The sequence below is a fragment of the Marinimicrobium koreense genome, assembly GCF_003762925.1.
Classification (GTDB): Bacteria; Pseudomonadota; Gammaproteobacteria; order Pseudomonadales; family Cellvibrionaceae; genus Marinimicrobium; species Marinimicrobium koreense.
This window is the reverse complement of record NZ_RJUK01000001.1, coordinates 744,174-756,240: the sequence shown is the minus strand read 5'-3', so window position 1 is coordinate 756,240 and position 12,067 is coordinate 744,174. Positions and strand designations below refer to the sequence as shown.

Here is a 12,067-nt window from a genome sequence, read left to right as displayed (position 1 = left end):
GCTCCCAATAAAAATAAAATATGAGTACGAAACTAATAGGGACGCCGCTTATCCTGAAGCTCAGACACGTCTTTTCTCAGCTCGGCAATTTCACGAGCCAGGGCTTCATGTTCAGCCAATTTGATTCGGAGAAAATCAACGGTCATCCGGGCCTTTTCCTCAATACCGCGAGGCGTCAGCAGATAAGCATAGGCCTTTTTATTCTCACTATTCCTGAAATTGGCAGCCTTTATCATCCCCTTCTCCGCCAGCGCTTTCAGGCAATAATTCACCTTACCCAGGCTAATACCGAGAGATTTGGCCAACTGCCGCTGGGTAATTTCCGGCTGATCCTCCAGGACCTTAAGCACCTTATACCGATATTCGTCATCCATCATGATCGGCCATTTACCACATTACTAGTCAAAATAAGGACAATCGGAAAACGCCAGTCCATTGGCATCCTTGTCAGAAAGCTTGACATCGCCATTCTGAACTGGCCACTTGACGCCTACAGTGGGGTCATCCCAGCGCAAGCTGTACTCATCGCCGGGTGCGTAATAGTCCGTACACTTGTACTGAAACTCCGCCATCTCACTGGTGACGTAGAACCCATGAGCGAAACCCGGCGGCACCCAAAGCATCTGCTTGTTGGATTCACTCAGAAAGGCCCCCACCCACTGGCCAAAGGTCGGAGAACTCTTGCGCATATCCACAGCAACATCAAACACCTCACCACGGGTAACACGCACGAGCTTTCCCTGTGGCTGTTTATGCTGATAATGAAGCCCGCGAAGAATCCCTTTACTTGAACTTGAGTGATTATCCTGAACAAACTGGCAGTCACCGCAGTGCTCAACAAACTCTGATTGACGAAACGTCTCCATAAAAAAACCGCGCTCATCACCAAAAACCCTCGGCGTCAACAGAAAAACATCGTTAACACTCAATTTGATATATTCCATCACCACCTCTTGGCTTAAAAAATTTGCCGCTCGGATCTTCAAAACGTGCTATTGACACTCATAATAATGCCTGTACCACTTTACAAAGCTCCCAACACCGCTTTGTACTGTAGTCGTGGGTCGATAACCAAAATTCTCTACCAAATCACTCACATCTGCATAGGTATCTAAAACATCTCCAGGCTGTATAGGCAAAAGCTCTTTTTTTGCTTCTAAACCAAAGGCTTCTTCCAGCGCCGCAATATAGTCCATTAACTCCACCGGGTTCTGGTTGCCAATATTGTAAACACGCCAAGGAGATTTACTAGAGCCAGGATCAGGATTCAGTCCATTCCACCTACTATCAGACGCGGCTGGCCTCGCAAGAACACGAACTATCCCCTCCACTATATCATCAATGTAAGTAAAATCTCGGCGATGTTGACCGTTGTTAAACAGCTGGACAGGATTACCCTTGACTATCGCGTCAGCAAACTTAAACAAAGCCATGTCCGGCCTTCCCCAAGGACCATAAACCGTAAAAAATCTCAAACCTGTCGTTGGCAAATTATAAAGGTGGCTATATGCGTGAGCCATTAGCTCGTTCGATTTTTTGCTCGCAGCATAAAGGCTCAAAGGATGATCAACACTGTCCCGGATAGAGAATGGCATCGATTCATTGGCACCATAAACGCTTGAACTACTAGCGTAGACCAAGTGCTCTACACCATTATGACGACAACCTTCCAGAACGTTAGCAAATCCAACAACGTTTGAGTCAATAAATGCCAGTGGGTTATCAATCGAATACCTAACACCTGCTTGCGCAGCCAAATTAACAACAACTCTAGGCTTGTACCCTGAAAACACCTCTGCCATCTTCGAGCGTTCCGACAAATCCATGCGGATATGCTCATAGGACATGTGATCATTGTGCCGAGCCAAGCGTGCTTCTTTCAGTTGAGGATCATAATAGTCATTATGGTTGTCAATGCCAACTACGGAATAACCAAGCCTAATTAACTCAAGGCATAAAGCGGACCCAATAAACCCTGCGGAACCAGTAACTAAAACATCTGTCATAAAAAACTCAGAAATCAATAAAACAACATAAGGGTAAAGTTCTCGATCTTTACTTCAAGCCAGAATCTGAAATCTCCTTTGCAAAGCAATACTTGCTATTTTTCTATAACGTGAGCAAATCTTTGCTATTGCACCAGCTAGCATATAAGTCAACATCGCGAGAGTATATAGCCTTAACCTCTCTGAACAACTGGTTTGAATAAAGAGCCCGATACGAGGGAAGCATTCCAGATTGTTTCATGGCATATAGCTCTTTGACCGGAACACCATGCCACATCCCTTCGTCGACCACTGAAACTTGATCAAGTCCATGCTTTGTTAGCGATCTAGCATCATAAAGTGAAAAGTTTAGCTTCTCGCTCAATACCGATTCCGCTTCAGGAAATCGTTCAACTGAAAATACATCAGAGTACTCGCAATACAAAAGGAAGTTAACCTGAGGGGTCCAATGCACATCTCCAGACAAAATCTTTGGATTATGAAGAGTTGAAATAAAGTCTTGGAAAGTTAACTCGTCCAAAGAAACGTCACGCCCCATCAATGTATGATAAGCCCATGAAGGCCTGTCTTTGCTAACAAACTTATCCAAAAAAACACTGGCAACGCGTTTGAACGGACACCTGAGAACCACAAATCGATAGTTCGCCTGAACAGCTTCCCGAAGCGTAGCCTGGAAAGTGGTGTTATTGGAGTGAATCCAATTAACATCATCACCAGCATCAATGCAACCATTATGAATCGCTAATGAATAACGAAGAGTTGAGCAGGCATTCTTGGGAATAAATGAATAAACGGCATTGGCTCCGTACACCATCAATGCATGATTTTGAGCAAATTGATGAGCCCTATTCTTTGAAAGCTCTTGATTAGAGTTAGAGGCATACTTAAATAAAGCCATCAAACACAGCTCCCAAGGCGAATACAACTGTAATTCCAATTCAAAGAAGTAACCCGGCAAAACAACAATATTTATAAGTCGAAACTCTTTGTACGATTCTCGACGAAATCATAAGTAGAACAAGGATCGTAGTCAGCTGATCCTACATTTAAGATAATTTCTCGCAGAGCATCTCGCTTTTTAAAGAAAGCAGGAACATTATGCCTCGCTCCAACAACCTCATACAAGCTAACATTAACAGAGTCCACCAGTTTCTCGGCGTGAATCCGATCCAAAGAGTCTTGGTTGCCATAGTACAGGTGCAATCTTGTCCTAGCTCCATTAAAACAACAACCATTTATATCCCGCCTATACACATCTGACAGCTTGCCTAACCACTTCTCCCATCGATCATCTCCGATCTTTGCTCTTCCACTGGAAGACAGTATGGTCTGAGGTGAAAAAGCCAAGCAATCATCGGCACCGAGATATAAACCGTAATCAATAGCTCCATACCCCCCAGCAGAGGAACCAATCGTAACCACTCTATTACAATTCAGTTCACTTAGGAGATTTTTAATCTCTTGTAGAGTTTCTGCTCTGTTTTGACCTATACCTTCAATACCATGTTGGTACCACGATCTAGACGGATCTCTCAAAAACACAAAAGTGTCACCACCTCCTGATAGAGCCTTCGAAAACTCAAACTGAGGCATCGCATACTCTTGCGCCAATCCCGCAAACACCAAAAAAACTCTGCCGCTAGATCCTCGATCAATATGAACGTTAGCGAACTCTTTCATTACCAATCAACATCCCTTATCAAAATAGAAATAATCATCTGAGAAATCTTTAGTCATTCTATCCATACAGCCAACATCGTTAAACTGCCTTCTATTGATCCCTCCATCAATAGCCGCCAAATTGAAGTTCGTAGCACCGGAGTAATCCTCTCCGGACTGATCTTGATCTATTACAGCCTTGTTGGTTCGCTTGTGGACTACATCAATATCATTTCCAGAAAGCTCACTCAGCTTTTCCACAAAGTCTGGAAAGCTTGATAGCCTATACAAGTAGTCATAAGAGAAGCCTACCTCTCTGTAAAAGTGTGGAACCTGACTATTGAAATGATGATCCAAGCTCTCCATCCTTTTTGACACACAATCACAAATATAGTCGACAAACTGTCTGAAGGTAATCCCGTCCGCCACACCCAAACCATGATGTTCGCAAATATTCATATATGTTTTTCTTGCGAAAGGCTCCATGTCATCGCATGTTAGAATTGGTCTGCCACTTGAATGCCTGACGAACTTTTCAATGTAACCACTCACAGCCCTATCATAAGGGTCTCTTAATACAGCTATACTTTTATAGCCTTCTCCTGAGCGCAAAAGTTGGTATGCTTGCCTATAATTGTGATGATACCCAAAATAAACCAAGTCCTTCCTAGAGTAAGCCTTCCCCTTAAGCTCCCAACGACCCTCTAAAACACCCTCCGCAAAAATATCAACAATCGATGTGCATCCTGATTTAGGAGCCCAAAACACAACAATTTTCTTGCCGTGATCTACATAACACTGTCTAGTCATTCCTACCCTCTTGCATACAAAAAATTAACTTGGCCCAATAACTACGACAAGATTCGCTCTTTAACATTCATCAGAACGTTGGAACCTTCGACCAACAAGGTTTTAGGACTTAGCTCGGAAAAGCATTTATGAGGAACCGCACACACTACAGCAGAGTATGCCTTATGCTTTGGGGAGCACAATAATTCAATACCGAAAATTTCGCGAACCTCACTGCTCGATGCCACTGGGTCATAGACCTCGACATTCAAGTTATAAGTCTCCAACTCTCTAACAAAATCCACAACTTTAGTATTTCTAACATCGGGACAATTCTCTTTAAAAGTAACACCCAAGACCAGCACCCTAGCCCCTTTTTTCAACCCTCCATCTCTGACCATCAACTTGATAAGTTTCGATGAAAAGTACTTGGCCATACCATCATTAATTTCTCTAGCCGTTCTAATTATATCCGGAACATGCCCAACTGACATTGACTTATGAACTAGATAGTAAGGATCGACCCCTATGCAATGACCTCCGACCATTCCCGGCTTTAATTTCACAAAATTCCATTTTGTTGAAGCCGCCTCAATAACATCATTGACATCTATATCAAGCTCATCAAAAATCATTGCAAGCTCATTAATCAAAGCAATATTGACATCACGCTGCGTATTCTCAATAACCTTTGACGCTTCAGCAATCCTTATACTTTTTGCTCTATATGTTCCCACTTCCAGAATACTAGAATATAATTCATCAACGAACCTGGAAACTTCCTCCGTAGACCCTGAAGTAACTTTCACAATCTTTGTTAAAGGCCTCAACTTATCCCCTGGATTTATTCTTTCTGGGCTATAACCAGCATAGAAATCTACATTGAACGTCAACCCAGAGAACTCCTCAACGACAGGTATACAGTCATCTTCTGTCGCCCCCGGGTAAACAGTTGACTCATAAATAACTACATCTCCCCTACTAATCACTGTCCCTACAAGCTTCGATGCATTAATTAGTGGCGTCAAGTCAGGCTGCCTATTCATGTCAATCGGCGTAGGGACCGTTACTATATAAACATTGCAGCGCTTCAGCGACTGAGGATCACTAGAAAAACAGACACTAGACATCTCATCTAGCCTGTCCTCGGCAACCTCCCCCGTTCGGTCAACACCATCCACCAACTGCTCAACTCTAGACCGATCAATGTCAAATCCCACGACCTCATACTTTTTTGAAAATTCAACAGCCAAAGGAAGACCAACATAACCTAGCCCAATCACGCCAATACAAACATTATCTAACATGCCAAAACCTTTGAATTAAGACTTTATGAATTGATTAAATCTTTCGGCTACAGATGAAACTCGTGAACCCTTCTCATATGCTTTGAGCTGATCAATGAAGGACGGGTGCATTGCCTTGAGAAAAGCAGAATTTTGTTTCTTGAGTGACAATTTTGAAGCACCAAACGAGACTTCTCGCTCATGGTACACGTACTCGGAGAGGCAAATATAGTTCTTAAATCCAGCATCTATCGCTCTTAAACAAAAATCTGTTTCTTCTCCATAACCTTTATGAAAAATGCTTTCATCAAAGTATCCGACGACGTCAATCGCCTCTCTAGTAATATATTGACAGAATCCACATGTAGTCAGCGACTCCTCATAGTCAAAACCTGAGCAGTTCTTTAACGCTTTACTACACTCCTCTACTGTAAATCCTTCTGGCATAGCGTTATTTTCACCGGGCACAGGAACAGAATAAAAACCTGCTGCGTTACTCAAAGGAGAAATGGTCGCAACCCTTGATTCTGCTTTTCTTATCTTGACTAAAGAATCAACCCAGCCGACAGGAACTACCGTGTCGCTGTTCAACAAAATGACATCAGAATCGTTGCACAAAGACATCCCCCTGTTTACTGTTCCAACAAACCCTAAGTTCCTATTATTACTAAGCATATGAAAATTATGGTTACTAGAGCACACCTCATTCAGAAGAGTCGATATTTCTGAATCAGTGCTGGCATCATCAATAAATAGAACCTCATGCTCGACCTCCCGAAGCCCCTCGCAGTTTGCGAGCCGTTTCACACAATCAAAGCCATTATAGACTGGAATAATTACGACCACAGATCTCATTGCCAACAACCTCAACTAAACTAGCGAATCAAAAGTTTTCCGTATTTTCTTTAAAAACCTCATACGCTTTTCGTCAATTTTCTTAGCGTCAGCTGGTCGGCATTTCTCAACAGCGTGCAAGATCTTTTCCGTTACGCTACTCCAAGTAAACTGCCTAACCCTAGAGACACCTTCATGTGCCATCTCATAAGATCTCTCCGGATGGTCGTAAATATACTTGAGAGACGAAGTAATCGCATCGACATCTCGCGCAGGCACCACAAATGCGGTTACACCATGCTCAGCAAAATCGGTAGTTCCCGCTTGTGTGCATACTAATGGGATGCCACAAGCCAAAGCTTCTGCCGCAGGATTATTCCAACCCGCATCTTCTTCTGGGCACAGGACAACATGAGAGGACTTCATAAGCTTTGCCACCTCCTCTCTATTCAAAGCCACCCATACTTTTGTCTTCGCTAGACAATCGATACTTGCATTCTCGGCGTTAAATACATGTAACTCTACAGAGCACCCCATTCTCACAAGATTATTCACGGCCTTGACGGCATCTTTCACCCTCTTTCTTGGCTTCAACCTACCGCCTGGGACTACTATTTTTAGTGGGTCTGAATGCCGCCTTTGAACACGACCTGAGGAATTGAACAATGAGAAATCAACTGCCCCTTGGGCCGGTGTCGGGCACAAATCCTCATAGCACCTTTCCGCATACGAGGAGTTTGCGAATATCACGTCAGGCTTAACCAGCTCAATCTGTTTTATATTCCTCTCTCTATGCTGCCAACCATTTAGAAGATAAGCAGCCGTCACTTTAGCTTTAACTTCGCCCAATGCGAGCAAAACGCCAGATGAAAAATCACCACAAACAGCTAAATCCCATTCTGCACCCACACACTCGTCCAGAAGGCTGACGTTGACCTCGGGAAAGCTGTCACGCATCTTCTTGTATTCAACGGAATCTTTATCCAAACTTCTAACACCGACTGTCGCCAATATTCCTTTTTCGGATAGGGATTTTCCAATTTCCAAAAACCTATTTATCCCACCATAAATACCTGCATGAGGAACTATAAGAAGAACCGTCGCAACGTCAAAACTCGCACCCACACCATCACGATTTCTTCTAATGTCATTCAGACTCACAAAAGGCGTATCGGCAACCCTAAGAAGCCGAAGCCGAAGCTCCAGCTTTTGCCTACCAAAAGCTTCAATCTCGTTAACAAAGAACGTTTCTAGGTGAGGATCCGTGTAGTTCAAGTGTTCAACATCAAAGTGGCCATGCATGGCCAATTCGGCACCCAGAACGGAATAGAGAAGCCTAATATCCTTCCTTACTTCATAATGTCGAAAAGTCCTTTCAATATACATCAACTGCTCTTCAGCTCTGTCCACTGAACCAGCTAGAGCTGCCTCTCGCACCTTAATTGCCCTATGAACCCCAAAATGAAATGCTTGAAAACCAGAAGGATTCGGACTATGGAATACCGATCTTGTAAACTTGCTCCATTCAATCTTCCTATTTCTTTTTGGAGTTTTCGTCTTATCGGTAAAGAGGTTATCTTGAGAGCTAGTCTCCCATATCATGTCTTTATCATAGACATTAATTCCTTGCATTTCTCCGCCAGAGTAGAAATCAGTTAATGAGCATTGAAGCAAACTCACAGAATCATTATGCTTAAAAAGCCGAACCACCTTATCAACAAATTCTCGGTCAACAAGGACCATATCGGCATCAAGCTTCACCAGAACATCATATTCACTATCTAGAAAGGTTCTATACAGAGTATCCATTGCCTCCTTTTTTGGCAGATACTCAATGACGACATGGTCCATCAAGACAGCAGGATAGCTTTGCCTTTTAACAGATCTCTTGCACTCCTCTATTTCATTCTCACCAGAATAAAGCGTACCCACCAAAACCTTAAGTGTTTTTCTTTCATTACTTTCGTATCTAGTACAAAAATCTTCATGACTACAAAACTCCAAACTCTCAAGCCACTTAAGGTAATGGCGAACCATGGAGTCTTCATAAACATAAGACGAAGCAGTTAGATTGGACAACACTTGATCATCAAAACGATACTTAGCTACCATTCCAGAAGATCGCATGTTGTACTGCAGCGTCGCCGCGATTTCAGGATAAGCCTGGACAGCCTCTGCATAAAGCACTCTTGCTTCGTCTATTCTTCCGGACCGAAGACTCTTGTTCGCCCTTTCAACTAAGTTCACCAAACCCCTCCAACAATAATGATTCAAAGTGCAATTAACTATTGGTCTTTAATTTCCCAAAAAGACGCGCTAGCTCTTTAAACACATCACTCTCACGCCCAGTGATAGCCCCTGCCCGCTCCAAGTATTCTTTGGGCACAGAATCAACATCTTTGTATTCAGAAACTATGGACTCATAGCTACTCTTTAAATTATATTCATTACATTTCAAACCCGAGATACAAAGAAGACCTGTTGGATAAGCATCTACTGCAACGAGATTAAGATCCTTACGATAGCGTTTTAGCGTATCGTAAATTTTCCATACATCACCAGTCCATACCTTAGTGGCTCGCGCACGAGCAGCCTGATCTGAATTGCAAGGAAAGATGTCATCTATAACAATAACTGTATTCTCGTTGGAAACTGATTCCGCATTAATAAAATCCCTTAAAACATATTCAAACAAATGCATTCCATCAATAAAGATTAGATCAACATCTTTCTCTTTCAGCTCATAAGCATGAGACTCAAAAAAAGCGTCACTTGTCGACTCAATCAGAGTAACGTTTCCCGAAAGCGCCTTATCCAAAATTGGCATTGGGTCGACGCCAACAGCCTCGCACCGTGCAATTTCAAGACTTTTCCCCCTTTGTACTCCTATCTCAAGATAGAATGAGGGATTTAGCGAGGTGTGAAGCCATTCCAAAATGGCATATTTGTCTACATCTCCTTTTGTAAGTTCAGAATTTTTCCTATACGAAGAAAACCCTTTATTCGCTACGTAAGCTTTCTTTGACCTTGCATAATATTCCGAGGGCATTCCGTCGGGCATTAAAGCAGCGACTTCTTGCCATTCTTTTAATGATTCTGAATAATTACCAATCTCGTAATTATACTCCGCAGATGCGACAACTAGCGAGACCAAATCAGGTCTTAGTTTTCGAAGCTTGGCTAGGGAGGATGATATGTCCAACTTACAATCTCTGCTCCCAGAATACATTTCTATATGCGGAAGACCTAGCTGTCTCCTTTGCTCTTGGAATCTAAGCTCTTTCACCAAATCAGGAACTGTTGGCAACCCCAATACATCTAAGGATCTATCACAGCTCCTCCTTGCTTCAGACATATACTGCAATGTCATTAAAGATTTTGAAATACTGCAAAACACTCCGGAAGCCAGCACTCGTAAAAGGCGATTACGATTTCCTTGTAGAATGCATTTAGATGAACGCAGCTCATTTTTGACTTTTTTATACTTCCCTAATTGCATAAGGGCTGCAATTCGATAGCAATGATTACCATCAGAATCTTTAAAATTGATATCTGAAGTCAAGTTAACCAGCTCCCTCCATTGGCCCGCAAGATAAAGCATCGCTAAAGGATCAAGCTTCAGATTTGAATGACGTTCCATATGTGTGCTCCAACTTTCCCGCTTTTAAGCCAAAAATGTCATTCAATAGTTACTCTTCTAAACAATCAAGAGGCTCTTTAGGTACCTGCCATACTGGGTTTTCTTGAATATCTTAGCTTGAGCAGCTAGATCTTCATCGTTTAACCAGCCATTACCCCATCCAATCTCTTGCAAACATGCAACTTTTAGCCCTTGACGATGCTCAATGGTCTGCACATACTGAGAGGCTTCCAACAAGCTATCGTGAGTACCTGTATCAAGCCATGCAAATCCTCGCCCCAGTCGTTCTACACGTAAGTCACCGCGCTCTAGGTAGGCGTTATTGACAGAGGTAATTTCCAGCTCTCCTCGTTCGGAAGGCTTTACGGATTTGGCAATCTCAACCACGTCATTGTCGTAGAAGTATAGGCCCGTTACTGCGTAGCTGGACTTGGGTTCTTTGGGCTTTTCTTCGATGCTGATGGCTTTTCCGTCATCATCAAATTCCACGACGCCGAACCGTTCCGGATCTTTTACCCAGTAGCCAAATACTGTAGCGCCTTTTTCTTTTTTTGCTGCACGCTTCAGTTGGTCACTGAAGTGTTGGCCATGGAAGATGTTGTCGCCCAGTACCAGGCAGACGTTATCGTCGCCAATAAACTCTTCACCGATAATGAAGGCCTGGGCCAAGCCTTCGGGCTTTGGCTGTACCTTATAGGTAAAGTTGACACCGAATTGCTCGCCGGTGCCCAGCAGCTTTTCGTACTGAGGCATATCGTCCGGCGTACTGATAATCAGAATATCCCGAATACCGGCCAGCATCAGTACGGAGATGGGGTAGTACACCATCGGCTTGTCATAAATGGGCAGGAGCTGTTTTGAAACGCCCATGGTAATGGGGTGCAAACGAGTGCCGGAACCTCCAGCCAGTACTATGCCTTTCATGCTGTCTCCCGATCGATAGATTCTTCAAGGGTTTGTTCTAATTGGCTTTCCCATTGAGGTAGCGCAATGTCTAGCGCTGCTTCGAGCTTGGTCAGTGCCAACCTTGAATTCAGCGGCCGTTTAGCCGGGGTTGGGTAATCAGCGGTGGGAATGGCATGTACCGCTTCAGACTCGATGGCCAAGGGGTGGCCCATAGTGCGATAAAGGCTGAAAATAGCCTTGGCAAACCCTTGCCAACTGGTTTTACCTCTGGGTGCCAGGTGGTAAGTGCCCGCGGGAATATCCCGCAGGTAGGCCAGCAATGATACCTGGGCTATCAGCCGCGCCGGTGTGGGGGCGCCGATCTGGTCTGCCACCACCTTGAGCTCGGTTTTGTCTTTGCCCAGGCGGAGCATGGTTCTCATAAAGTTATGACCACGGGCGCTGTAGACCCAACTGGTGCGAAATATCCAATGCTGGCAGCCGCTGGCGGTGACGGCGTCGTCTCCCTCCAGCTTGGTTTTGCCGTATACACTCAAGGGGCCTGTGGGTGCGCTCTCATCAAAGGGCTGGTCGCCCTGCCCCGGGTACACATAGTCGGATGAGTAGTGAATCAAGCTGGCATTGGCTTGTTTGGCATAGTCCGCCAACTGCTGTGGTAACCCGCCGTTCAAACGACTGGCAAGCTCGTGCTCGCTTTCGGCTTTGTCGACGGCGGTGTACGCGGCGGCGTTCAGGATCAAGCTTGGCTTGTGTTCGCTCAGGTAGTCCGCTACGGCCTGTTTGTTCAGGAGGTCGAGTTGGTCGCGGGTGGGGGCGACGATGTTGCCCAGCGGGGAAAACACGCGTTTTAGTTCGAAGCCGACCTGGCCGGTTTGGCCTAGGAGGAGGATTTTCATATGTCAGGAGCCGTGTGTGTTCTTTGGGTGACGTTTGGTAACGGCGAATGC

12 protein-coding genes are annotated in these 12,067 nt (G+C 44.3%); all 12 read right to left on the bottom strand.

The features are described 5' to 3' along the window. Positions 1-32: 32 nt before the first annotated feature. The 12 genes from EDC38_RS03205 to rfbD all read right to left on the bottom strand — a co-directional run bounded on the left by EDC38_RS03205 (position 33) and on the right by rfbD (position 12,016). A complete protein-coding gene (locus EDC38_RS03205) occupies positions 33-377 on the bottom strand; it encodes a MarR family EPS-associated transcriptional regulator (RefSeq protein ID WP_211331030.1) in 345 nt (114 codons plus the stop codon). 21 nt (positions 378-398) lie between these two features. Then, complete coding sequence (rfbC, locus tag EDC38_RS03200) at positions 399-944, bottom strand: dTDP-4-dehydrorhamnose 3,5-epimerase (RefSeq protein WP_123637298.1); 546 nt, start codon at positions 942-944, stop codon at positions 399-401. 48 nt (positions 945-992) lie between these two features. Continuing rightward, the gene (locus EDC38_RS03195; protein WP_123637297.1) at positions 993-2,006 is read right to left on the bottom strand and encodes an NAD-dependent epimerase; all 1,014 of its coding nucleotides are present in this window, start codon (positions 2,004-2,006) and stop codon (positions 993-995) included. A 103-nt stretch (positions 2,007-2,109) separates the two neighbouring features. Further along, positions 2,110-2,904 carry a sulfotransferase family 2 domain-containing protein gene (locus EDC38_RS03190; RefSeq protein ID WP_123637296.1) on the bottom strand — a complete coding sequence of 265 codons (795 nt, stop codon included), beginning with the start codon at positions 2,902-2,904 and terminating at the stop codon, positions 2,110-2,112. A 71-nt stretch (positions 2,905-2,975) separates the two neighbouring features. Then, positions 2,976-3,686, bottom strand: coding sequence for a hypothetical protein (locus EDC38_RS03185; protein ID WP_123637295.1), 711 nt, complete (start codon positions 3,684-3,686; stop codon positions 2,976-2,978). Between the two features lie 6 nt (positions 3,687-3,692). Continuing rightward, a complete protein-coding gene (locus tag EDC38_RS03180) occupies positions 3,693-4,475 on the bottom strand; it encodes a sulfotransferase family 2 domain-containing protein (RefSeq protein WP_123637294.1) in 783 nt (260 codons plus the stop codon). A 41-nt stretch (positions 4,476-4,516) separates the two neighbouring features. Beyond that, a complete protein-coding gene (locus EDC38_RS03175) occupies positions 4,517-5,761 on the bottom strand; it encodes a nucleotide sugar dehydrogenase (RefSeq protein WP_123637293.1) in 1,245 nt (414 codons plus the stop codon). A 15-nt stretch (positions 5,762-5,776) separates the two neighbouring features. Further along, complete coding sequence (locus EDC38_RS03170; RefSeq protein ID WP_170162839.1) at positions 5,777-6,586, bottom strand: glycosyltransferase family 2 protein; 810 nt, start codon at positions 6,584-6,586, stop codon at positions 5,777-5,779. Between the two features lie 24 nt (positions 6,587-6,610). Continuing rightward, entirely contained in the window at positions 6,611-8,821 is a 2,211-nt protein-coding gene (locus EDC38_RS03165) for a glycosyltransferase family 4 protein (RefSeq protein ID WP_123637291.1), read from the bottom strand. A gap of 34 nt (positions 8,822-8,855) precedes the next feature. Beyond that, positions 8,856-10,214 (bottom strand): class I SAM-dependent methyltransferase, encoded by a 1,359-nt coding sequence (locus EDC38_RS03160; RefSeq protein ID WP_123637290.1) that lies wholly within the window; start codon positions 10,212-10,214, stop codon positions 8,856-8,858. A gap of 57 nt (positions 10,215-10,271) precedes the next feature. After that, positions 10,272-11,138, bottom strand: a complete 867-nt coding sequence (rfbA, locus tag EDC38_RS03155; RefSeq protein ID WP_123637289.1) for a glucose-1-phosphate thymidylyltransferase RfbA — start codon at positions 11,136-11,138, stop codon at positions 10,272-10,274. Further along, positions 11,135-12,016, bottom strand: coding sequence for a dTDP-4-dehydrorhamnose reductase (gene rfbD, locus EDC38_RS03150; RefSeq protein ID WP_123637288.1), 882 nt, complete (start codon positions 12,014-12,016; stop codon positions 11,135-11,137). Before rfbD ends, rfbA begins: the two co-directional genes overlap by 4 nt. Positions 12,017-12,067: the final 51 nt, after the last annotated feature.

What these genes read in the sequence shown, in the direction of transcription:
- EDC38_RS03205 (WP_211331030.1), bottom strand. Translation starts at nt 377, where the DNA reads ATGATGGATGACGAATATCGGTATAAGGTGCTTAAGGTCCTGGAGGAT.
- rfbC (WP_123637298.1), bottom strand. Translation starts at nt 944, where the DNA reads ATGGAATATATCAAATTGAGTGTTAACGATGTTTTTCTGTTGACGCCG.
- EDC38_RS03195 (WP_123637297.1), bottom strand. Translation starts at nt 2,006, where the DNA reads ATGACAGATGTTTTAGTTACTGGTTCCGCAGGGTTTATTGGGTCCGCT.
- EDC38_RS03190 (WP_123637296.1), bottom strand. Translation starts at nt 2,904, where the DNA reads ATGGCTTTATTTAAGTATGCCTCTAACTCTAATCAAGAGCTTTCAAAG.
- EDC38_RS03185 (WP_123637295.1), bottom strand. Translation starts at nt 3,686, where the DNA reads ATGAAAGAGTTCGCTAACGTTCATATTGATCGAGGATCTAGCGGCAGA.
- EDC38_RS03180 (WP_123637294.1), bottom strand. Translation starts at nt 4,475, where the DNA reads ATGACTAGACAGTGTTATGTAGATCACGGCAAGAAAATTGTTGTGTTT.
- EDC38_RS03175 (WP_123637293.1), bottom strand. Translation starts at nt 5,761, where the DNA reads ATGTTAGATAATGTTTGTATTGGCGTGATTGGGCTAGGTTATGTTGGT.
- EDC38_RS03160 (WP_123637290.1), bottom strand. Translation starts at nt 10,214, where the DNA reads ATGGAACGTCATTCAAATCTGAAGCTTGATCCTTTAGCGATGCTTTAT.
- rfbA (WP_123637289.1), bottom strand. Translation starts at nt 11,138, where the DNA reads ATGAAAGGCATAGTACTGGCTGGAGGTTCCGGCACTCGTTTGCACCCC.
- rfbD (WP_123637288.1), bottom strand. Translation starts at nt 12,016, where the DNA reads ATGAAAATCCTCCTCCTAGGCCAAACCGGCCAGGTCGGCTTCGAACTA.